This is a genomic window from Rhizobium sp. CB3060, assembly GCF_025200735.1.
Taxonomy (GTDB): domain Bacteria; phylum Pseudomonadota; class Alphaproteobacteria; order Rhizobiales; family Rhizobiaceae; genus Rhizobium.
In genome coordinates this window covers 497,814-522,124 of sequence record NZ_CP104159.1, presented here as the reverse complement: position 1 = coordinate 522,124, position 24,311 = coordinate 497,814, and the positions used below count along the sequence as shown (strand labels likewise).

The window sequence follows — 24,311 nt, the reverse complement described above, 5'->3', positions numbered from 1 at the left end:
CGATGGTGCAATGAATATCGATGAGATCTATCCTTTCGTCAAGAGGACTCGGACGCTAAGAGAAACCGAGGAGACGCTGATGAAGAAAGACAGTCGAAAGAAGGCCACGATCTATGACCTATCTGTGCTCTCCGGAATTTCTCCCTCGACCGTCAGCGCGGTCCTGAACGGCACCTGGCGCAAGCGCCGCATCAAGGAAAGTACCGCCGACCTCATTCGCGATCTCGCGGAAAAGCATCAATATACGACAAACCGGCAGGCGCAGGGGTTGCGCAGATCCCGCTCGGGATTGGTGGGGCTGATGCTGCCCGTTTATGACAATCGCTACTTCTCCTCGATGGCTCAGACTTTCGAAGCCCATGTGCGGCAACGCGGCCAATGTCCGATCGTGGTCAGTTCCAGCCGCGACCCTCAGGAAGAGCGCGAGACCGCCGAAAACCTGATCTCCTATTCCATTGACGAGCTGTTCATATGCGGCGCGACGGACCCGGACGGCGTGCACGAAGTCTGCGAAGCCGCAGGGCTGAAGCATATCAACATCGACCTTCCGGGCACGAAGGTCCATTCGGTCATTAGCGACAATTACCAAGGCGGCCGCATCCTGACGGAAGCGATCATCCATCACTTTGCCCCCGACGATCCCTTAAGCCCCGATGAACTCTTCCTGTTCGGCGGGCGAAACGATCACGCCAGCCGCGAACGCATCCGCGGCTTCCGGGAAGTCAAACGCGCGCTTCTTGGAGCCGATCCCGAAGTGTCGATTCAACCGACCGGCTATTCCCCCAACACGGCCCGAATTGCCTTCGAGACGTTTTTCGAGAAGGCTGGCCGTCTGCCGCGCGCACTCTTCATCAACTCGTCGATCAACTTCGAAGGGCTGCTGCGCTTCATGTCGGCCCATCCGCACGAAACCTTCGCGGATCTGGTCGTCGGCTGCTACGATTATGATCCGTTCGGATCCTTCCTCCCCTTCCCGGTTATCATGATGCGCCAGGATGTGGAGGGCATGATTACCAAGGCGTTCGAACTGATCGAGGAAACGCGGACACCACCGAAAATCCATCTTATCCGCCCGGATCTGGTGCCGCCGCGAACGGCCCTGACCGGACCGTTGGATGGGCTCAAGGACATCGTCTAAGCTGCCGTATAGTCGATACCCACAGCTCAAAACCTCGGCGGAACGAAGTTAGAACTTAACCGTTGGGTTTCATCAGCAGCCGCGGAGGAAAAGGCAATGGGTATCGAGCAAGCACCTACAGAAAAAGGTAGGCAAGCCGCGCGTGGATTGAGGAAGAGCGCAGCGAAGGAAGAGAAGAAAGTGGAAGCCAAAAAAGGTTCGAGCCTTGCAAAAGGTCCCGAGCGCTTCGAGGAACGTTCGAAAAGCTCCGATGGCAAAAGCGCCGGAACAAAGCAACGGCTTTAACTGCCGTTCGGCCTGCGATTGTTTGATCCAGGTTTTTCATGCGCCTGATTGTCAAACCGGAAGGCATGGGCGAAAACTAGCCGCATGACGATCGCAAACGGCAAGTTTCTTCTTCAAGGCCCGGAAGATGCTGGAATCACCATTCTCCTCGCGCATGGCGCGGGTGCGCCGATGGATTCCGCTTCGATGAACGCTGCCGCTGGCGCCCTCGCCGAACGCAATATTCGTGTTGCTCGTTTCGAATTCGCCTACATGGCCAGCCGGCGCAGTTCCGGCTTACGAAAACCGCCGCCCCGGGCGGAAACGCTGAAGGACGAATATCTGGCAGCGATCACGGAGTTCGGCGCCACCGGTCCGCTCATTATCGGAGGCAAATCAATGGGCGGCCGCGTAGCAAGCATGATCGCGGACGAACTCTACGCGGCCGGCAAGATCGCCGGTCTGCTCTGCCTGGGTTACCCCTTTCATCCGCCGGGAAAACCCGAAAATCTGCGCACGGCGCACCTTGCCGAATTGAAGACTCCGGCCTTGATCTGCCAGGGCACACGCGATGAATTCGGCACTCGTGAGGAAGTGGCCCGTTATGTGTTGTCGGACGCCATTGAAATAGTCTGGCTCGAAGATGGCGATCATGATCTGAAGCCGCGTAAGGCAGTTTCGGGCTTCACGACCGCCGACCACCTGAGGACGGTGGCCGAGACCGTGCGGGCGTGGGGTGCCGGCCTTGGCAATCGAAAAGCACCCGACTGAGCGCACGCGTGACAGTGAGCTCAGTCAATGGAGCCGTTACGCGGCCATATCGCCCCTTACGCGGCGCGGCGCAACGGATTGCATCGCAGCCGCCTGCAGCTTGAACTGCGAGACGAGATCGCGAAGTTTGGCCGCTTCCTGAGCAAGGCTCGCCGATGCGGCCGTGGACTGTTCGACCATCGCCGCGTTCTGCTGCGTTGTCTGATCCATGGAATTGACGGCGACGTTGACTTCGGCAAGCCCGGTCGATTGCTCCTTGGCGGAGGTGGCGATCGCGTCCATATGCTGATTGATGCCGGCAATTTGCCCGCTGATGGTCTTCAGAGCCTGACCGGTATCGAGCACCAGCTTCACGCCGCTTTCGACCTCGTCCGAGGACTTCTGGATATGTCCTTTGATTTCCTTGGCGGCTTGAGCCGATCTTTGTGCGAGTTCACGCACCTCTTGCGCGACGACGGCAAAACCCTTGCCGGCCTCGCCTGCGCGAGCAGCTTCGACGCCTGCGTTCAGCGCCAGAAGATTTGTCTGGAAGGCGATTTCATCGATAACGCCGATAATGCTGGAGATCTGTTCTGCGGAGGCCTCGATACGGCGCATTGCTTCTTCGGCATGCGACACGACTTCGGCGGATTTTGCGGCGCTATGGTTTGCTTTCGTCGCCTCTGCGCGGGCTTCGTCCGTGCGCTTGCTCGAATTCGACACGTTCACCGTAATCTGATCGAGTGCCGCCGCCGTCTCTTCAAGCGATGCTGCCTGTTGTTCGGTTCGTCTGGAAAGATCATTGGCGCCCGATGCGATCTCCCTGGTGCCGTCGTCGATCGCCGTGATCGCCATTGAGATGGCGCTCAACGTATCTCCAAGTTGCTTCACCGAGCTGTTGAAATCATGGCGAAGGCTCTCGAAGTCCGGGGAGAAGGGCTCATCGAGTTGGAACGCAAGATCGCCGGCAGCGAGCCTCTTCAACCCGGCACCGAGGCCCGATGTGGCGGCACGAAGGCGCGCGCCGGCATCTTCATCGGCCTGCTTTCGCGACGCGATCCGGTCCGCTTCGGCCTCCTCACGAGCTGCTTCGGCGTCGTGTTCGAGCTGCTTGTTGGCAATTGCTGCTCGTCGGAAGACTTCGACGGCCGATGCCATGGCGCCGATTTCATCCGAACGACCGGCACCTGCGGAGGTGATGTTGGTGTCGCCGCTCGCAAGTTTCTTCATGTCGCCGGAAAGAGCGAGCATCGGCTTGGTGACCGTCTTCCGGGTCAGCCAATAGAGACCGACCGAGAACAGCGCGGTCAGCCCGAGAATCACTTTCAAAAGCGTGTCGACAAGAGCTTGCGTATCAGCGCTACGCTTTGTGATCTCTTCGGAGACCGCGTTGATCTGATCTCCAGTCTGTTCCATCAAAGTTTCCAAGGCGGAAAACTGGTTCATGAATTCTGGCAGCGATTTCATGGCCGCGGACTGATCTTTGCCTGCAAGGTCGACCATCTTCTTGGCGCTGTCGATATAGGCAAGGAGCGGCGGCTCAAGACCGGCAAGCACATGTTGCGTGGCCGCATCGGTCGCGAGTGCCTTGTTGGCCGCGATCATTTCCCGGAACGACGCCTCGTGTTCCGCCAGATCAGCCTTCACCGCGTCCGCCGCCAAACCGGCAGCCGGATTGGTTGCCAGCAGAGCGGCAAGCACGTCAGCGCGAAGCGCGTCGTGCATCATGTCGGCCTGCATGTGGTTTCGAAGCACTTGTGCCGAACGAGCAACTTCGGCGTTGTTTCCGGATAGGATGGATGTCGACCATACGCCAACACCCGTCGCGCCCCCTGCCAACGCGAAAATCGCGACGCTTGCGATGATGATTTTATTCTGAATTGACGCCATGGGTGCCTCCCCGTAAAGATAGAATACGAGACTACACAAACATGCTTAATTATTTGTCATTTGCTGATTTACTACAGTAACTTGCATTACAAAAGCACGATATACTATCTTTGCGAGAATCGCTGAGAGGACCTTTGCAAGTGTGCTATCGGGAGACCAGACTAGGCGACCGAGATATGCTTAGGGAGAAGGAATTATACTTGAGCGCGACGGGCGACTTTTCATCCGTCGCGCTTCAGCTTCACGCGATTGCAGAGCCGCTCCATCTTTTCTTCCCTTATGCAAACGTCAGACTAGATTCTTTGATCACCAGAATGATGCAGGCTGATAGACCCCGTAGTTGCTGGGCATAGCTGAAAATAGTTTTTCTCTCAAAGAGCCTTGCAGCCCCTTAAGCTAAGAATCTGTAGCGGACATCATAACGCAACAAGGGCTGAATAGGGAGCCAGTCCGCTGGAATTAAAGGAGAGTTGACCTTAACTTCAAACCCATGGAACCAGGCAATTTTAGAATAAATAACAGCGTAAGTTGAAATCAGGCTCTCTGTATATCCACTTTCGTCGTTAGCCCGGTTCCGCACCGCCCGCGGCTCGGCGACTGCAGCAATCGCCGCCTCCATACGCGGAAGGTCATGATTCGCCAGCGCCAGGAAAAACTGGTGATCGATGATGTATTTCTTCAGCTGCGACGTTTTCGGCGGATCGGCCAAAACCCGTGCGCAGCGATCTCTCAGGCGATCCCAATCGCCCTGAATTGCAACGACGCCCTGATAGGCAAAGAAATCACTAGTTTTCGTATTCTCGATACGATCTTGATAGTAGAGATCCGGGTTATTCGCATACCATTCGATTAGGTCTCTATTGTCTGACAGCAACGGATGCAAAAGTTCCAAAAGCTTCGCCATTGCACTGTTCCTGTCAATTTCGATCTCATAATTTTTTTTTCGCAGGCTCGCTGAGAGAAAGAACCACTCTTTCATCGCGTCCAATTCCTGCAAGCCGAACCATGAATATATCGCATTTGCGAAGGCATAGCTGCGAAGAGTACGCAAACATCCTTCGAAACTGCCTTTGCTATTTTCAATAAAAGATAGGGCCTGTTGGGCGGAAAGAGAGCCTACTTCGACATGTCCTTTCACATGAATTAAGCGCTTCTTAGCGGCTTCACTTGGATCGTCATCAGCCATGCATCACCCTATTTTACGCGGACCATCATCAATTTGCCGGTCGCCTTGTCAACTCCTACCACCGCTTTGTAAAGTGTGCCGTTGTTGATTGCATTTCGAATACTAGTAACCGCTTGCGAAGTCTGATCGAGTGCGTCCAGCACGTTGTCGACCCACAAATCCGACATTTGTTGCGCGTTGCCCGCACCCTTGTTCGATAGTGAAAACGAACCGCTATTCATCTGCTTCGCGTCTACAATAATAGTAACGCTGCCGTCAGGTGCTTCCAGGACATGGTCAAAGCCGTTGTTGCGGCCATTGCCATATTTGCCGCCACTCAATACGGTCAAACCCTGATCGGCAGCGACGGAATCGACGAGTCGCTCGGTCAACTGTCCGGTCTGATCGCCGTATGTGGCTATGGTGCTCGCTTCTACCTCTTGGGCAGGGGTAAGACCAATTATGCCGAGACCATTGCGACCGACGGAACCTGCACTGATGTTTCCGGAAGTTGTTGGCGAAACCGGGGTCAATTCAGTGACATTTCCGATCCCTGAGGGCACGCCTGTCTTCGCACTCGCCTCCACGGACTCGGCGGTAGCTCGCTGAATCTGATCGGCTGCCTGCTCAACCGCACCGATCGACGCCCCGCCCAAGCCGCCCAAGGCAATGGCAGTTACGCCATCCGCCGTCACCACCAGCAGCTTGCCCTTCAATGAGCAGTTGTTGTCGCCCGGGTGTGCTTCACAATAGGACGCAGCAGCTTGAGCGTACCTCAGATCGACGGAGGTTTGGTCCTCAGCGCCACTGACGCTCTGCTGTTGCGTCAAAAGTCTATCGGCAAGCTTCTCCGAATATTTGGAGAGATCTTCCGCGTCCTGTTGAAGGGTCTCAGCGGAATCGGCCAAAGAATCTTTGACGGCCTGGACGCAGGCGCTGGTCCGGCAATCGAGGAGCGCAGCTTCCTGGTCATAATTGAGCTGCAGGTATTTCTTAACGATTGCATTGACGCAAGCCTGATCTCCATCTGCACATTTTTCTTTAATTTCATTGAGCGCAGCGCGACGTTGCGGGTGTGAAAGGTAATTGTAATTGAAGTTATCAAGGCTTGCAGCGGCGCCTGATGTGCCCCCGACTGCGGCGCCGACGAAAGCAGCTGCCCATTCGCCGACGGCTTTCTTCTCCACATCCGTCAGATTGGGATTGGCAGCGAGCACATCCTGCAGAATGCCGTTGACGAGCTCTTCCACGGCTGCCCCTGCGGCGGCCTGACCGGCGTTGCCGCCAGCTAGCTGCGCGACGACGGCGGCTGCTGCCGCATGCAGGGCAATCTTCTCCGGACTGCCTTCGTCCCATTGCATCCTGTTGGCAAGGGAGCCGATCGCCATATTGGCGAGCTGCGACAAGGCCGCCGCGCTCTGCTGCTGCGCCTTAAGCTTGTCGATGTCGAAGGGATCGACCGGGGTGTTGGCCTTAGAGGCGTCGGTATTGAGACTGGCGAGATCCTGCTGCTGGTTCGTCAGGTTCCAGTTTCCGGGCGTGATCGTCGCCAGCGTCTCGCCGTGATCGTCCTGCTTCGCCGGCTGACCGACGACTGGGATAGGAATGCCGGCACCCACAAGGCTGAAGCCGTAGCTGGCCGAGGAGGCCGACATCGAGTTTTCGATGTTGGAATAAAGGATCTGATTGGCGGTCAGATCGTTATTCGTCGGATCGGCGCTCGAGCCGATAAAGCCGCCGACCAGCTCGATGGTGCCGTCTGTTGCGATGTGATAGCCGCCTGAACCGGCAAAGATGCCACTCTGCTGCGATACGTTGGCGTATTCGCCCGCAATTGTGCCCTGGTTGTAGCCGCCGCTGACGCCACCCGAACTGATGCCGAGTTGGGCGCTCTTCGTCTTCTCGTCATAGGATGCGATGTCCTCACGGCTCTCGATATTGATACCATTGGCGGCGCTGGCATTGACCGTGTTGCCGGAGAGAATGCCGCCCGCCAGCGTCAGCGTGTCGCCGGAAACGACGGTCACTGTGTTCGTGCCGGAGACATTCGAATTGACCTGGGTGACCGAATTGCTGGTCTCCTTGCCGGAGCTAAAGCTTGCGTTGGCGGTTGGGCCACCGCCCAAGATATTGCCGCCAGCGTCAATTCCAGCTGCTACACCAACGCTGACGCTACCGGCCTTGCTGCTGCTCTTGCCGTCGCTGGTTGCCTGTACGCTTTCGAGATCGACATTACCGGCCGCGGAGATCAATACATTGCCATTGTTGGGATCGTCGGTCGTCGTCGTAGCTTGGCCGTCTTTGCCGACGCCGGCGCTGATCTGTACGCCACGGCCGACGACATCGCCGGATTGGGCAATGATGGTGACCGAGCTGCCACGGATCTCGGGTGGAACGGGGATCGATGTCGTCGATTCCGACGAGCTTTCGCTAAAGCTGTAGCCGGCGGTCAGCGAGATCGACGCGACCGCGGGGCGGAGACCAGTGTCCGGATCCGGCTTAGCCTTAATTGCGGCCACTGTCTGGGATATCGCCTTGTAGCCATTGACGCCGGCCAACACCGCCGGAGCGATACCGTAGACGCCGCTGTCACCCGAAAGCAAGCTGGCAGCCTGCACCCCGGACTGAGCCGCACTGATCAGTTGCGACGACACCGTGATGCTGACACCGGCAAAGCTCTTTTTTTGCATCTCCGAGGCATTGGTGACGTCGTTGCTTGAGAGCATGTTGACGCTGTCGCCGGCGATCAGATCGACCGCGCCGTTGGCGGCAATCTGGCCGGACTGATCGTTGATGTTACGATTGGCCGTGATGGTGATGCCGCCGTCGCTGTCGAGCGAGCTCACTGCATTGATATTGGCGTCCTTCGAGCGCTTCTCCTCCGACGTGCCAACCCCGATTCCGACGGAGACGCTGCCACTACCGACGGAGAAGTTGATGCCGAAGCCGGAGCGTTTGGTCTGGCTGGAAGAAGACTGTTCCTCTGCACCCGGCGCGATATTGACGTCTCGCGCCGACGAGATGACCGTGCCGTCGCCGGAATGCGACGAGGAGCCGAAGATGTTGACGTCGCCTTGCGTCGAGGTGATGGTTGTCGTGCCGCCAGACGAAAGCGTTGACCCGATATTGTCTATCTCGCTCTCGCTGCTCTTCGACTCCTTCGATCCGTAAATCGAGATAAACCCGCCGCCCGAACCGACGCCGATGCCGGCCTTCTTCGTCTGCTTGTCGCTCTCGTGCTCTTCCTCTGCCGCCATGACGGTGACGGTCGAGCCGGAGAGGGCGAGATTGTCGCCGGCGGCAATGCTGGAACCGGAAACGACCGTCTCACCGCCAGCGGCGACGTTGACGTTGCCGGATGCGGTAATGGAGGAGCCGACGGTGTCCTCGTCATAGGTGTGCGTATGGGTCTTCTTGGAGGAGAGGAAGCCGCTCGACTTGCTGTCGGAGGTCGTCTCTTCCGTATCCTTGCCGGAGGCGACGACGATGTTGCCGGCGGCACTGATCTTGGCATCGGCGGTGTGGTTTGCGTCGCCAGCGGTGACGTCGGAAGCCGAGATCGTGACGTTGCCGCCGGTGGAGGCGATGCTGACGCCGGTCTGGCCGGAGATCGTCGATCCCTCAGCCGTGGTCGTCGTCTCGCTGCTCTTGGTATTTCCGGACTTGCTTGAGGAGGAAGCGCTGTCGGCCGCTTCGCCGATGGTAATGTCACCCTTGGCGACCAGGGTGGCGGTGCCTCCCTTGGCGGCGATATCGGACCCGATGACGCTGAGATTGCCGGCATCAGCCTCGACGGTCACTTTGCCATTCTCGGAGGTGATCGACGAGCCGTTGCTGGTCACCGAAGTCGAGGACGCGCTGCCGCCCTTGTAGCCGGTGGCCAGGCCGGCGATCGTCTTCGACCGGCTGGTAGTCTGATCTTCAGTCGCCGTGATCGCAATGTTGCCGCCCGTCGAGACGATGCCGAGATTGCCCTTGGCATCGAGCGTCGAGCCGGCGATCAAGACGCCCTGATTGCCGGAGACCAGCATGGCGCCGCCGGCGATCAGCGACGAGCCCTGCTGGATCTGGCTGGTGGTCGTGGTGATGGTGCCGCCTTGGGCAAGGCTCAGCCGGTCCTTGGTAAGGACGGTGTTCTCCACACCGGCGGAGATGATGTTGACCGAACCGTTCGAGGAGAGGACGGAAAGGTCGCCGCCGACCTTGGCGGAACTTGCGATAATGTTGACGCCGTTCGTGCCGGCGATAGAGAGATTGCCGCCCGTCGTCACAGTGGTGCCGATGAGCGCCTGCGTGCCGCCATTGTCCTGCTTGACGGCGCCAAGCGTTACGGTCTTGCCGGAAAGCTCGGCCGAGCCGCCGGCGGCGACCTTGGTGCCGGTGAGCGTCAGGCTGCCGGCGCCGGCATCCATCTTCAGATTGCCACCGGCGGTGACCCCGCCATTGGCGGCAACGACGGTCTGGCCGCCGATGTTCATCGTCTGGGCGGCCAGCGTGATGCCGTTGGTGGCATTGAGGTTCATGTTGCCGCCGGCGAGGAAGACGCCGCCATTGGCCTTGATGTCGGTGGCATTGATGGTCATGCCGTCGGCGGCAGCGATCGCGCCGGAATTGTCGACGGAGCCGGCATCGATGCTGACCGTGTTGCCGGCAATGACGGCGGCGCTGTTGTTGACCTTGGCGCGGTCGGCGGCCGAGAGATAGACGACCGGCACCAGCACCTGCGCACCGTCGACGATCTCGGTCTGGTAGATGACGATCGACTGGGTGAGCGAAGCCGCCTGCTCGGGCGTCAGCCCCTGGCCGAGGGCAAGGCCGTTGGCCTCGGCATAGGCGACACCATTGTCGAGAAGCGTCTTCATCTGATCGGTGGCATTGTTGCCGGGGATGAAGGAGCCGGCGCCGAGGCCATCGCCGACCAGTTGCCGCAACTGCTCGTCAATGAGCTGGTTGTCGAAATAGGCGTCGCCGAGGAAGGGAACCTGCGTCTCCGGCGTATAGCCGATCCGGTCGATAAAATAGGCCGAGCCGTAGAACTTCGATACGTCGAGGAAGGCTGCCCGCGTTTCGAACAGGAAGACCTGGCCCGGCACCGTGCCGCCGACGCCGCCGGACTGCGGCTTGGCAAGTGCGGCGAGCTGAGCGCCATTCACCTGCAGCATCTGGGCAAGATTGCCGCTGTTGCCGATGGCGGCGGTGAGCTTGCCCATCAGGCTATTGGGATTGACCGAGGCGCCACCGGTGGTCAAGGCAGTCGAATTGATCGAAGGTCCGCCGGCGGCGGTCACGCCGTTGCCGCTCAGCGAGGCGCTACCATTCGCCGTCAAGCTGCCGCCGCTAATCGAAACGCCGTTAGCGACAGCCACGCTGTTCCCGTCCACTGAGGCGCTGCCATTCGCCGTCAGGCTACCGCCACTGATCGAGGTACTGCCTGCAGTCAGGCTGCTGCCATTGACCGTCGGACCGCTGGCAATCGTTGTGCTGGTGCTTGCAAGCGACGGACCGCTGCCGACGCTGGCACCGCTATTGGCGGCGACGCTGGCGAGTGCGGCATTGACGTTGAACAGGGCGCCGCCGGCCGTCATGTTGTTCAAGGCGCCGAGCGGATTGCTCGCGGTTGCCGGCGCATCGATGGCAACCCCGCCGTTGATCGAGCCATTGGCGGCGACGTTGTTGACCGTGCCGCCGCCATTGATGACGAGCGCGCCCCGCGCCTCGATGACGCCCGAGATGGCGCCGATCGACTGTAGGCTCACTGTTGACCCGGCGGCAAGGTCCCTCGAAGCGTCACGATTGCCATTGGGATTGTCGGAATAGGTGAGCGACGGATCGTTGCTGCCGATGCAGGGATTGTTGGGGCCGCTGCAATCCGGACCGCCCTGCGTCGTATCGGATTTGATGACGTCAGGATAATATTGGCAGGGCGTAGAGCTGTCGCAGGTGGTCGTGGTGGTGCGGTTCAGCGTCGCGCCGTCATTGGTCAACGTGCCGGCGACGGTCAGCAGCATGTTGCTGTCGGACTCGATCGAGCTATAGGCGTTGGTCAGATTGATCGCATTGATGGTCAGGGGACCACCGGCACGGATCTTGGCCGAAGCGCCGGCGCCGGAGATCAGTTGATCCTGCGAGACGATCTGGCTCACCAGATGGTCGACGGTCTCCGTCCAGGCATAGGTCGGCTCATGTTGTCCCGAGCCGGTGCCGCACCGCGTCTCGCACTTGTAGGTCTCGGTGATCAGATCATAAGCGCTGAGGATGGTGTTGGAGATCTGCACATTGCGCTGGATCACCGGTCCGGAGGTCGTGGTGTTGGTCAGACCGTTGGTCAGGATCGACATGCTGCCGCCGGACTGAATGAGGCCGGCGGAGTTGACGACGGCGCCATTGCGACCGCCGCCTGGCCCTGCAATGGCAAGACCATTACCGGACAGCAGAGCCCCCTGGTCGTTGGTGAGCACGCCGCCGACGAAGAAGTTGGCGTTGTTGCCGGCAAAGACGAGGCCGGAGGGGCTGTTGTAGAAATCCCCTGATACGTTGAAGGTGAGATCGTTGCCGGCGGCGAGCTGACCGGCATTACCGAGCGACGGCAGATTAAGCGTCAGGTCGTGCGCGGCAAGCAGCGAGGTGCCGGCCGTCGTGGTAAGGCCTGCGGCGGAAACGGTGATGTCGCCTGAGCCGCCGCCATTGGTGACGGCGCTGACGTCAGCATTGGAGAGGTCGGCATTGCCGGAAAGATTGAGTGTCAGGCCGCCGAAGACGAGATTGCTGCCGGAGAGGTTGGCGGAGGATGCGTTGACGATCAGCGTGCCGGCGCCGGCAATCGCGCTGCCCCGGCTGCCGGAAAGATCGAGGGCGCCGGTGTTGAGGGTGAGATTGCCGCCGACACGGGTGGTGCTGGTATAGCTGATGGAACCGGGTGCGGTGAGCGTGGCATTGCCAAGGCTCTGCAGGCTGGCATAGCCGATGTTCTGCGTTGCCGTGGCGGCAACGCTGCCGCCGGCGAGCAGTACATTGGCGCTGATACTGCCGCTGGAGGCGGCAAGCGTCAGCGCGCCGGTGTGCTGCAGCATCAGGCTGCCGCCTGAGGCCGCACTGGTGGCGGCAAAGTCGACGCCGGACACCAGGCTGTTGATTGTCATCGACCGGGCAGCAAGATTGGCGTTGCGCGCGGCCAGCGACTGGCCGCTAAGCGTGATCGCATTGCCGGCATTTACCGTCAGGTCGCCATGGGCAACGGCATTGGTGCTGACATTGCCCGCCGCATTGGCGGTGATGCTGCCGGCGGCCATCAGGCTGCTGACAGAGATGTCGCCGGACGTCGCCTGCAGCGTCAGATCACCCGCATTGCCGAGAACAATATTGCCGCTGGCCGATTGGCTGGTGGCGGTAAAATCGACGCCGGCGACGATGACATTGCCGCTGATGCTGGATCCGGTGATCGAGACGTCGCTGGCGCCGAGAAGCTGGCCGTTGATCGCAATCGCGCCGGGACTGGTGGACGAACCGATCGCCACCGTGCCGTGGCTGGTGATGTTGCCGCCGGTAAAGGCGCTGGCCGCCACATCGAGGTTGCCGGCGACGATCAGCGTGCCGGCTGTGGCACTGGCTGCAACAATATCGAGATTGCCATTAGATCCAAGAGCAATGGCGCCGTTTGACGATTGCGCGGTGGCGGCAAAGTCGACGCCGGCGACGGCCTGACCGACCTGGACGGTCTGGCCGGAGAGCGAGACGTCATCAGCGCTCAGAAGCTGGCCGGTGACAATGACACTGCTGCTGCCGGCAAGGGTGACATCGCCATGGGCGGTGACGGCGCCGGCTGTAATGGTGGCAGTGCTGGCGTCAATGGTACCGGCCGACAGCATGGTCGACGTTGCAAGACCGGCGGAGGCGTCAAGATCCATGGCGCCGGACGATGCCAGCACGATACTTCCGCCGGCGGCATTGGTCGCGGCAAAATCGATGCCGGAGATCAGGGTGGGGGCGCTGATGCTGCCGCCATTGATGGTGAGGTTGCGGGCGGCAAGCACCTGGTTGCTGACATCGACATTGCCGAGAATACCGACCTTACCGTGGCTGGTGATGCTGTCGGCCTGAAGATTGGCCGCCTGTGCCGTAAAGTCGCCGGCCGACAACATGGTTTGCGAGACGATATCGCCTGTCGCCGTGAGGTTCATGGCGCCCGATGATCCGAGCACGATATTGCCGCCGGCTGTGGTGGTGTTGGCAAAGTCGATGCCGGAGATCAGCACCGGCGCGCTGATGCTGCCGCCGTTGATGGTGAGATCACCGGCTGCCAGGATCTGGCTGGTGACATCGACGTTGCCGTTGATCCCGACCTTACCTTGGCTGGTGATGCTGCCGGCCTGAAGATCGGCAGCCGTCGCAGCAAAGTCGCCAGCAGACAGGATGGTGCCGGCTGTGGCATTGCCGGAGACGGTGAGGTTCATGGCGCCCGATGATCCGAGCACGATATTGCCGCCGGCCGCATCGGTCGCGGCAAAATCGACGCCGGACACCAGAAGGCCGGCACTGAGGCTGCTGCCGTCGATGGTGAGATTGCCGGCCGACAGCACTTGGCCGCTGACAACGACGCGACCGGTTCCGGTCGTCGTGCCGCTGGCCTTCAGATCGACGGTACCATAGCTGGTGATGCTCCCCGCCGTCAGGTCGAGCGCTTGCGCGGTGAGACCACCGGCGGACAACAGCGTGCCGATGGCAAGATCGCCCGTCGACGTCAGTGAGACGTCGCCGCTGGATGTCTGGATGATATTGCCATTGGCAGCGGCCGTGCTTGCGAAATCGACACCGGAGACGATGGCGCCGGCGGTGATGCTGGAACCGGAGATGGTGATATCGCCGCCGCCAAGAACCTGGCCATTCACTGTGGTCGCGCCAGCAAGCGTGATGTCCTGGTGCCCGGTGATCGCGTCGGCAGTGAGAGTGGCCGCGCTGACATCGATGGCGCCGGCAGCCTGCATGGTCGATGCCGCGGCGTTGCCGCTGACCGCAACCGTCAGATCGCCTGCCTGGCCAAGCACGATATCACCGCCGGCAGCATTGGTGGCGTCAAAGTCGATGCCGGCGACAAGGGTTTGGGCACTTAAGCTCTGGCCGGTGATCAGCACATTGCCGGAGCCGAGCACCTGACCATTGACGACGATGGCGCCGCCGAGCGTCACATCGCCATGCGCCGTCATGGCATCGGCAGTGACGGTCGAACCGGCAGCGCTGAGATCGCCCGCCGACAGCAACGTGCCCGTATTGATGTCGCCGGCCGAGGTCAGCGTCAGATCGCCACTGCTGGCAAGGACGATGTTGCCACCGGCGGCCACCGTTGCGTCGAAGTCGATGCCGGAAACGACCGCACTCGCTGTGATGCTGGAACCGGAGATGTCGATGGCGCCGCCGCCAAGGACCTGGCCGCTAACGGCAGTGGCGCCGGAAAGGGTGATGTCCTTATGTCCGGTGATCGCGTCAGAGGTAACGGAAGCTGCACTGATGTCGATTGCCCCGGCGGCCTGAATGGTCGACGCCGCGGCGGCGCCGCTGACCGAAACGGTCAAGTCGCCGGTTTGGCCGAGGACGATAGTGCCATTGGCAGCATTGGTGGCATCGAAGTCGATACCGGCGACAAGGGTCTGAGCGGAAAGGCTCTGGCCTGTGATTGAGACATTACCGGAGCCGAGAATTTGGCCGCTGACGCTGATCGCACCCCCGAGTATCACATCAGCATGCGACGTGACAGCATCGGCGGTGACGGTCGTGCCACTGGCATTGAGATCCCCCGCCGACAGCAGCGTGCCGGCGTCGATATTGCCGGTCGAAGCCAGTGTCAGGTCACCGCTGCTGGCAAGGACGATATTGCCGCCGCCGGCGGATGTGGCAGCGAAGTCGACACCGGAAACGATGGTGCCGGTCTCGATGCTGGAGCCGGAGATGGTGACGTCGCCGCCACCCAGGGCTTGACCGTTAATCCTGGTCGCACCGGAAAGGCTGATGTCCTGATGACCGGTGATCGTGTCGGCGGTGACGGTGGCGCCGCTAACATCGATGACGCCGGCGGCCTGGATCGTCGACGCCACAGCCGCGCCGCTAACGGAGACCGTCAGATCGCCGGTCTGGCCAAGAACGATATCACCGCCGGCAGCATTGGTGGCGTCGAAGTCGATGCCGGCGGCAAGGGTCTGTGCTGACAGGCTTTGGCCGGAGATCGATAGATTGCCAGAGCTCAGAATCTGGCCGCTGACGTCGATCGCGCCGCCGAGCATGATATCGCCATGGGCTGTGACGGAATCCGCGCTGACACTGGTGCCCGTCACGTTGAGATCGCCGGCCGACAGCAGCGTGCCGGCATCAACGATCCCCGTCGAAGCAAGGGTCAGATCGCCGCCGTTGGCAAGGACGATATTGCCGCCGCCAGCAGACGTGGCGGCGAAGTCAACGCCGGAGACGACGGCGCCAGCCTTGATGCTGGAGCCGGAGATGCTGATGTCGTTGCCGCCGAGAACTTGACCACTAATCGTGGTCGTGCCGGCAAGCGTGATGGCCCCGTGGCCGGTGATGGCATCGGCGGTAACGGACGCTGCAGTGACGTCGATCGCACCGGCGGCCTCAATGGTCGAAGCCGCGGCAGTGCCGCTGACCGAAATGGTCAGGTCGCCGGTTTGGCCGAGGACGATATTACCGCCAGCCTCATCGGTCGCGTCGAAGTCAATGCCGGCGACAAGGGTCTGAGCCGCCAGGCTCTGGCCGGTGATCAGCACATTGCCGGAACCGAGGATCTGATCGGTAACACTGATGGCGCCGCCAAGCGTCACGTCGCCATGAGCGGTGATGCTGTCCGCCGCGATCGACGAACCAGCAGCATTGAGATTACCGGCAGAGAGCAGCGTGCCGGCATTGATGATCCCGGTCGAGGTGAGGCTCAGATCGCCACTGCTGGCGAGCACGATGCCGCCGCCAGACGCAGCTGTCGCGGCAAAGTCGACACCGGAGACGATGGTGCTGGCGATGATGCTGGAGCCGGAGACGGTGATGTCGCCGCTACCAAGGACTTGGCCATTAACAGTCGTCGCGCCGGCAAGTGTGATGTCCTTATGGCCGGTGATCGTGTCGGCGGTGACAGTGGCTGCACTGACGTCGATAGCACCAGCAGCCTGGATCGTCGACGCTGCCGCGGCACCACTGACCGCCACCGTCAGATCGCCGGTCTGGCCAAGGACGATAGTGCCGCTAGCGGCATTGGTGGCGTCGAAGTCGATACCGGCGACCAGGGTCTGCGCTGACAGGCTCTGGCCGGAGATCGATACATTGCCGGAGCCCAAGATCTGGCCGCTGACGTCGATCGCACCGCCGAGCATCATGTCGCCATGGGCCGTGACGGCATCCGCGGCGACGGTGGTGCCCGTCGCATTGAGATCGCCGGCCGACAGCAGCGTTCCAACGTCGATATTGCCGGTCGAGGCCAGCGTCAGATCACCGCTTGTCGTTTGGACGATGGCGCCGTTGGCGGCAGCCGTTGCGGCAAAATCAACGCCGGAAACGATGGCGCCAGCCTTGATGCTGGAACCGGAGATATCGATGTTGCTGCCGCCAAGGACTTGGCCGCTTACGTTAGTCGCACCGGCAAGGGTAATGTCCTTGTGGGCGGTGATCGCATCCGCGGTGATCGTCGCGCCGCTGGCATTGAGATTGCCGGCGGCCTGTATGGTCGGGGCTGTAATGGCGCCGCTGACCGCAACCGTCAGATCGCCGCTGGATGTGAGCACGATCGTGCCGCCGGCGGCATTGGTGGCGTCGAAGTCGATGCCGGCGACGAGGGTCTGGGCCGCCAGGCTTTGGCCGGTGATCAGCACATTGCCGGCGCTAAGGATCTGATCGCTCACGCTGATGGCGCCGCCAAGCGTCATGTCGCCATGGGCCGAGATATTGTCGGCGGTGATACTCGCGGCGCTCGCATTAAGATCGCCTGAAGACAGCAGCGTCCCGGCAGTGAGCGCACCAGAGGCGGTCAATGTCAGATTGCCGGTTCCGGCGGCCGTTGTGCCAAGGATAATCGTGCCGCCGGCGGTGTCGGTGGCGGCGATATCGACGCCGGAGACAATGGCATCGGCGGTGATGCCGGAGCCGGTGATGCTGACATTGCCGCCACCAAGGACCTGGCCGCTGACATCGACGCGGCCGCTGCCCGTCGCCGTGCCGCTGGCGCCGGCAAGCGTGATGTCCTTGTGGCCGGTGATCGTGTCGGCGGTGATCGTCTGGCCGACTGCATCGATCGCGCCGGCGGCAAGGATCGTCCCTATCTGGACGGCGCCGGCGCTATCGTCGATGGTCAGATCGCCGTTACTCGCCAGCACGATATTGCCGCCGGCCGCCTTGGTCGCGGCAAAGTCGACGCCGGAGGCAAGAAGATCGGCGCTGACGCCATTGGTATTGCCGTTGATGGTGATCGCGCCGGCACCGAGCAACTGGCTGGCGACATCGACGCCGCCATCGATGTCGATATTGCCGTGGCTGGTGAGATTGTTGGCCTGCAGCAGCGCGGCTTGAGCGGTAAGATCGCCGGCCGATAACAAGGTGCCGACATCGACCGTGCCGGCGGCGGCGGACAGATTAAGCGTGCCGGCAGTCCCAAGAGCAATGTTACCGCCGGCCGCATCGGTGGCGGTGAAATCGACACCGGAGGCGATTGTCGTTGCCTGAATGCCGGCCCCGGAGATGGTGATGTCACTGCCGCCCAGGATCTGGCCGCTGACATTCACGAGACCGTTTGCGGCCGTCGCGCCGGTGGCGTTGATGCCGATGGTACCGTGACTCGTGATGGTCTGGGCCGTCAGCGACGTCGCATCGACCGTGATGTTGCCGGAGGACAGCAGGCTTGCGGCATTGACCGCACCGCCCGTCGCCGTCAGTTGCAGGTCGGCGGCGCTCGCCAGCACGGTTTTGCCGGCCGCATCCGCCTGCGTTGCGGCGATGTCGAGGCCGGAGACGGTGGCACCGCTCGAGATCGAGCGGCCGGTGGCGGCAATCTTGCCCTGGGCAAAGACAGTACCGGCAACGGAAATATCGAGGCCGGCATCAAGGCCGATATTGTTGTAGCTCAACAGCGATGCGGCCGAGATTGATCCGGAGGTGGCGGTAATCGACAGCGCGCCCTTGCTGCTGGCGGCCCCCGTGAGGCTGATATTGCCGGCCGAGGCCGACAACGTCGCGGTTCCACCGGCCGTGACGTTCGCACCAGAGATGCCGCCCGCCGAGGTCATCACAAGATTGGTGGCGCTGTTGACGTCGCCGGTCACACTCAACAGGCCGGCACCGCTCGACAGGGTAATATCGTCGTCGGCAGCGACCGATTGCAGCGTAATGCCGGAATCGGCCTGAACAGCGAGTTTTGCCTTCGAGCTCACCTTGGCGGCCGTCACCTTGGACTTCGAGGTGATGGAGACGCCCTGGCTGCCCGACACATTGCCGATCGAAATCTTGCCGTCGGCCGACAGCGTCAGGTCTCCGGCATTGGCGGCCATGTCGCCGCTCATATTGACGCCGGCGCCCTTCTCGGTGACGACGATCTTGATGCGGTCGGCCTGCATGGCGCCAAGCGCCGTGCCGTCGATGGCATATTCCGGCGTGCCGGAGACGGAGGTTAGCGCCGTCGCCTCACCTGTCGCATAGTCATATTTGTTCGCTCCGGCGGTCAGGCGCAGCGTCTTGCCGTAGACCGGGCCGTTGACGTGAATGCTGCGGGAGACGACGTCGAAGAGATCGACTGCACCGGGGCTGGCCGCAAAATTGCCGCCGGCGCCCTCGAAGGTGACGTCGCCGCCATTGACGGTAAAGCCCGTCAAGCTGCCGTCGGCGCCGATCGTGGGTACACCGGTGGTCAGCGTCGCATGCGGCGTGTTGATGAAGCCGCAGCCGTTGCATGTGATTCCGTTAGGATTCGCTACTATGACATCCGCTTTGGTCCCGAACACTTCCGTCGGGCCATTCAGCGCCGAGCGGTTGCCGCTGGTGACTTCGTTGAGGATCACCGAGGCCGGGTTCGAGGCATTGAGGTTCGGATTGCCCGGCGTCACCCCGCCAAGGTTCGAGGTGCCTTCCTCGCCCTTGAAATTGTTGAGGATGGCACCCTGGGTCCCGACATTCAGGTCGTTGTATTTGTTGTGCGACAGTCCAGCCGCGTTTGGGGTGACGATGTCGACCAGCGGCACGCCGTTCGGAGCCGCTCCGACACTCGGCTGGTTGGCGACAGGGGCCGTCGTGCTTGCCGAGATCGATTGGGCATTGGCAATCGCCGGCTGGAATATCAGCAGGCCGCTCAGCAGCAGCGCCAAAGACTGGTGGGCAAAACGCATGAGAGGCGGCCCAAGGACCTCGCCTGCTTCGATGCCGCATTTTGCTGTCGCAGGCTTACGCCGCACGATCATCCTGCTCATGGCACGCCTTCCGGTGCTTGATTTTTGCGACAGCTCAATACCGTCTTGGTTGTAGTGGCATGCAGAGCGAGACCATGGCTTCGGGATGGGAGTCAACGTCGGCATGGGTTTGAGGTAAACGGATTTAAAACAAAAAATCTGTTATTTGGTGCGATCGCGGCGGCCCCCGATTGTGCCGCGATCGCACAGTTCGCTTTAGTCTCTCTTGGCCGGTGGCGTCTTCACACCGCCGTCGAGCCTCTTGTAAACTTCGCCCAATTGCGACTTGGGCGCCGGGCACTTTCTCGAACGGGCAAGGTCGGTCAGCACCTGGTTGCGATTGCGCAAGGCGTCGATCTCGACCTTCTCCGGTGATTTTGGATCCATGAAGAATAGCGCCGGCCAGAAGAGAAGAACGCCGGTGGCGCCTAGAATGACGTTTTTGCCTTGAGCTTGCGAGCGCTCCTTGACCGTTGCAAGAATCTGGCGTTCGTTGGCTGCGAATTCGCGCGAAACCCCGCCGCAATCAAGCCCACCGTCGCCAACATTGGTCGAGGCGATCGGGTGCGCCTCGCGGCCACCGCAGCTCGAGAGCGCGATTGCACAGCAAAGAAGTGCAGCCGCAGAACGTAACGCCAGAGGCGCTGTCTTGTTGTCTTTTCGAATGACTAAATTCATGATTTTCCTCTTTATGTTGGTTACCACCGTACGGAGGAGCTGACGAAAAGCAGTCCCGTATTCTTTTTATCGACAGTGCCGGCCAGCACGTCGGAATAGCCGATGTCGAGATTGAGATTGCCGCCTGCGAGCTTGGCCCCAACGGTCCAGCCGAGCATGTCGCCGCCCTCGATCTGATAGCGCGTCTGAGAGGCGATCCGGCCGTAGTCTAGCCCGGCATAGGGGCGGAACTCGCCGAGCAATTTAGCAAGGGCGGCATTGTCGACGAAGGGCTGCGTCCGCCAGACGAAATCATTGCGAATGAAAAAGCCATCATTGCCGTAAAGCGTGCTCTCATGCGTGCCGCGGACAGTAGAATTGCTGCCGAGCGAGATCTGTTCGGCTCCAAACAGATTGTCCGGCGAATATTGTCCGGTCAGGATCGAATTGACCTCAAAGCGCTGTTCGCCGAGCTGGAGCGGCCGGGTCATGGTGATGGTGCCGGTGAACTTTGAGAACCGCGGATTGGCATTGCCTGCCCCGGCATCGCCTGGGTCGACGGCATCGAAGAGGTTGAGACCTTGGTTGTAGGAAAGATCGAAGACCCAGAGGCCGCCCAGCATGCGCCGCGAGTGAGAGATGCCGAGGTCCCCGACGGTATATTTGCGGCTGCCGACCTCGATCTTGCTGCCGAGCAGGAAATTATTGGTTTCCTTGTAGGTTAAGCCGCTGTTTAAGGTGGTGATCGAATCCTTGTCGCGGAGGATGACGCGGTCGGCACCGACACCGAGCTGCTTGGAATTGCCCGACGTCTGCAAGGTCCCGAAATTGCCGGGAACCGAACTGTCATAGCCGTACCAGGCGCCGTTTGCCGAGAGCGTCCAATAGCCGTAGGGGACGCTGACATTGCCGGTCAGGCTATCGCTCCGGCCTTGGCCGTCATCCCGCCAAGGATAGTTCGGCCCCGTATGCTCGTAGCCAAAGCTCCACTGATCATTGACGCCGAAGAGGTTGTCGTAACCGAGTGAGGTCGATGTCTTCGAATATCCCGTCTGCTCTTGGCCGAGGTTGCTGTTGCCGAAGGAGACGTGCCAGGGATGGCTGGGCTTGTTCTCGATATTGAGGATGGAAGTGCCGCTAGTCTTGCCTGGCAGCATTGCCGTCTTGGCGTTGTTGGAACTCAGCCGATTGATCTGGTCGAGGCCCTGTTCGATGTCGCGCAGGTTGACGATGTGGTCCTTCATGCCGGGAAAGGCGGTGGCAAGCATGCCGGAGCCCATCACACCGGAAACAGGCGCCGGCTTGCCGTTGATGTAGATGTCGGAGAGATCGCCCTCGACAGCGACCAGATGCAATGTCTTCGTCTTGGCGATGTCTTGCGCCGGCACGTAGGCACGCGAGGTTACGAAACCCCTGTTGAGATAGAGATAGGTCAGATCGCGGAGCAACGTGTTGATATCGCCGACACCGATGCAGCGGTTGCGATAGGGTGCCGTCACCTTGTCGATATCAGCGGCCGGGAATTGCTTAACCCCCTCCACCTCAACATCCGTGATTGCAAAACACGGGCCGCCTTTTTGCGCGCCGGCGGCCTGCCGTTCATCGGTCGGTAGCTCCGAGGGCTTCGGCGTGCTCTTGCGCAGCGCGTCGAGGCGCTTTTCTTCATTCTGCTGTGCATGACGGCGGGCGAAATCGTCATTTGGCGATTGCTGCGCAACCGCCATCGACGCCGTCAAAGCTGCGATAAGCAACGCAAGGATACGCATGATGAGGGAGGACGCCGTGAAGGCAAGACTGCGTGGAGCAGCCGTCGGTTGCCGGGCCGAGGTCATGAATCGTTCAGTCGCGCCGTCAGTTGGAAGCCGGTTTCCGCAACGCGTCCAAAGCCGCGTCCAAACCCTTCAGTGAGAATTTGATATTGACCCTCTGGCCATTCATCATCTGCACGTGACCGATCCCATCCGATGCCTTTGCAAGTGCGGCGACCATCTTCGCATCCAGCTTCTGCTGCGCCCAGCAACCGGCCTGGTTGCAATTGCGATAGGCAAGCTGAACGACGGGCTTATCGCTCGCATCGATGCTGAGCCCCGCCGGCAGGTACATGTTGAGTGGCACAAGCGTCGTCAGCACGAGATCACTCACCGCCTGCTTCCCGCCTTTCTGCGTAGGCGCAGGCGTTGCAGGCGCTTTCGCAATCGCCAAGGTCAGAATGTTGACGTCCTGCTCGCCCTGCTTCACCGTCGCGATCTGCGCCGCTTCGCAATTCGTTGTCGCCGAACCGTCCGCTGCCTTGCCATCGACGCAGCGATAGTACCAGTCGTCAAACTTCTGCACACGGGCTTGCGGCGCCGGCTGGCCCGCCGCAGGGGTACCAGCGGAATTCTGCTGAGCGCCAGCATTGGTCGACCCTGCCGCGCCTGCCGCCGGCTGCTCTTGAGCCATGCCCGAAGACGCACACAGGACGGAGGACACGAGAATTGCGGATGCGAGGCTCTTGGTGGAAAACATGTCATTCAAGACGGCAAACGTCATGCAAACCTTCCTAAGGTCAAAACTACTCGATTGAGCAAGACAGCGCCTTGCCCACCGACAAATTATCGAATTCATGAAACAGCACTTGAGACAGTGCAGCCGCTCATCGGCCTGACCTGCTCCATAGCAGACTTCATTCGGCACACGGATAGTTAGAACTGAGATAGGCGCATATTCGCGCTCGTTTTTGATGAGCAGCGTGCATTTTTGCAACATTTACGTTTGTATTCGTCGAATGCAATTTAATCGCTTAATAAAAGTTAATTCCGCTTTGAAAGCAGGCGACCGGATGAAACTGACAATGGGCATAGCCACCCAGATTGTTCCCGCAGACAGACCCGATGATCTCTGACCAAGGAGGACCCATCCGCCTGGTCCTGACGACGGAGCGAATAGCCTCGTGGAACGTTCTTCTGTCAGAGAGGTTTGAACGGCAGATCAGAAGTTCATGCCGTTCTCCCGCCTAAAAAGGAGAACGAATATGCCGACAAATGCACCGAAATCCGACGAGACGCCTCGTGATCCCAATCCATCGCCTGGAGTGTCTGATCGCACCCAGGAGAAGCCGCCAGTGACGCCAGCAAAGGATCCGGAAGATAGTAAAAATCCGAACGATCCGCCGCTTGATCCAGCACTGTTGCCAACGGGCGATCCGTCCGGAGCGGCGTAAACAGCGCTGGCCGCTTCGCAAAGTCCTTGGGTTGCGCTCTCTGGAGAAATTCAGTCTCTAAGTTCGATCCAGACCGGGGCGTGATCGCTTGCATGAGGCAGAGCGCGGATCGACTTGTCGACACCTGCCCGAATGAGGTCATCTGCCAATACGGGGCTGAGCAGGACATGGTCTATGCGCAAGCCCGCATCTCGTGCAAAGGCGTTGCGGAAATATTTCCAGAAAGTGTAGATGCGCCGATCCGGGTAAAGATGGCGCAATGCATCAGTCCATCCTTGAGCAACAAGATCCCGGTAAGCTGCCCTCACTTCCGGTCGAAACAACGCATCATCGCGCCAGCGCTCAGGCGCATAGACATCGAGATCGGTTGGCATGACGTTGAAGTCGCCGACGAGCGCAACGGGGACCTCCAATGCAAGCAACTCTTCCGCATGGGCAATGAGACGCCGGAACCAGCGCAGCTTGTAATCGAACTTAGGTCCGGGCGCCGGATTGCCGTTCGGAAGATAAAGGCATCCGATGAGCATCCCGTTGACCGCCGCCTCGATATAGCGGCTGTGCGTATCGTCCAAATTGCCTGGAAGCTCACGGCGCGTCTCGATCGGCTCGTGTCCCTTCGCCAAAATCGCAACGCCGTTCCAGCTTTTCTGGCCATTCCAGATCGCCCCATATCCGGCTCTTTCAAGCGCGCGGTGAGGAAACTTTTCATCCGGCGCCTTCAGTTCCTGCAGGCAGACCACATCCGGAGAGGCCTCCGCCAGCCAATGCAGGAGAATGTCGAGGCGGCCGTTGATGCCGTTGACATTGAAACTTGCGAGCTTCACCGAC

General features: G+C 60.5%; 11 protein-coding genes. 4 read left to right on the top strand and 7 right to left on the bottom strand.

What is annotated here, in order from left to right; genetic code table 11:
* Nucleotides 1-79: 79 nt before the first annotated feature.
* The 3 genes from N2601_RS21830 to N2601_RS21820 all read left to right on the top strand — a co-directional run bounded on the left by N2601_RS21830 (nt 80) and on the right by N2601_RS21820 (nt 2,173).
* The gene (locus N2601_RS21830; protein ID WP_260304877.1) at nt 80-1,138 is read left to right on the top strand and encodes a LacI family DNA-binding transcriptional regulator; all 1,059 of its coding nucleotides are present in this window, start codon (nt 80-82) and stop codon (nt 1,136-1,138) included.
* Nucleotides 1,139-1,234: 96 nt separating this feature from the next.
* Entirely contained in the window at nt 1,235-1,423 is a 189-nt protein-coding gene (locus N2601_RS21825) for a hypothetical protein (RefSeq protein ID WP_260304876.1), read from the top strand.
* Nucleotides 1,424-1,507: 84 nt separating this feature from the next.
* Entirely contained in the window at nt 1,508-2,173 is a 666-nt protein-coding gene (locus N2601_RS21820; RefSeq protein WP_260304875.1) for an alpha/beta hydrolase family protein, read from the top strand.
* 36 nt (nt 2,174-2,209) lie between these two features.
* Here N2601_RS21820 and N2601_RS21815 read toward each other — a convergent pair whose 3' ends face one another.
* From N2601_RS21815 to N2601_RS21790, 6 genes are all read right to left on the bottom strand, one after another.
* The gene (locus N2601_RS21815; protein ID WP_260304874.1) at nt 2,210-4,042 is read right to left on the bottom strand and encodes a methyl-accepting chemotaxis protein; all 1,833 of its coding nucleotides are present in this window, start codon (nt 4,040-4,042) and stop codon (nt 2,210-2,212) included.
* A 391-nt stretch (nt 4,043-4,433) separates the two neighbouring features.
* Complete coding sequence (locus tag N2601_RS21810; RefSeq protein WP_260304873.1) at nt 4,434-5,228, bottom strand: immunity 49 family protein; 795 nt, start codon at nt 5,226-5,228, stop codon at nt 4,434-4,436.
* Nucleotides 5,229-5,236: 8 nt separating this feature from the next.
* Nucleotides 5,237-19,645 (bottom strand): two-partner secretion domain-containing protein, encoded by a 14,409-nt coding sequence (locus N2601_RS21805; RefSeq protein WP_260304872.1) that lies wholly within the window; start codon nt 19,643-19,645, stop codon nt 5,237-5,239.
* A 195-nt stretch (nt 19,646-19,840) separates the two neighbouring features.
* Nucleotides 19,841-20,302: a hypothetical protein gene (locus N2601_RS21800; RefSeq protein WP_104826429.1), complete on the bottom strand. Its 462-nt coding sequence runs from the start codon at nt 20,300-20,302 to the stop codon at nt 19,841-19,843.
* A gap of 20 nt (nt 20,303-20,322) precedes the next feature.
* Nucleotides 20,323-22,113, bottom strand: coding sequence for a ShlB/FhaC/HecB family hemolysin secretion/activation protein (locus N2601_RS21795; RefSeq protein ID WP_260304871.1), 1,791 nt, complete (start codon nt 22,111-22,113; stop codon nt 20,323-20,325).
* 19 nt (nt 22,114-22,132) lie between these two features.
* Nucleotides 22,133-22,813: an invasion associated locus B family protein gene (locus N2601_RS21790; protein ID WP_260304870.1), complete on the bottom strand. Its 681-nt coding sequence runs from the start codon at nt 22,811-22,813 to the stop codon at nt 22,133-22,135.
* Between the two features lie 481 nt (nt 22,814-23,294).
* Here N2601_RS21790 and N2601_RS21785 point away from each other — a divergent pair, with 481 nt between their 5' ends.
* Nucleotides 23,295-23,483 carry a hypothetical protein gene (locus N2601_RS21785; protein ID WP_260304869.1) on the top strand — a complete coding sequence of 63 codons (189 nt, stop codon included), beginning with the start codon at nt 23,295-23,297 and terminating at the stop codon, nt 23,481-23,483.
* A 50-nt stretch (nt 23,484-23,533) separates the two neighbouring features.
* Here the strand turns inward: N2601_RS21785 and xth are convergent, their stop codons facing one another.
* Nucleotides 23,534-24,307: an exodeoxyribonuclease III gene (gene xth / locus N2601_RS21780; protein WP_260304868.1), complete on the bottom strand. Its 774-nt coding sequence runs from the start codon at nt 24,305-24,307 to the stop codon at nt 23,534-23,536.
* Between the last annotated feature and the right edge of the window lie 4 nt (nt 24,308-24,311).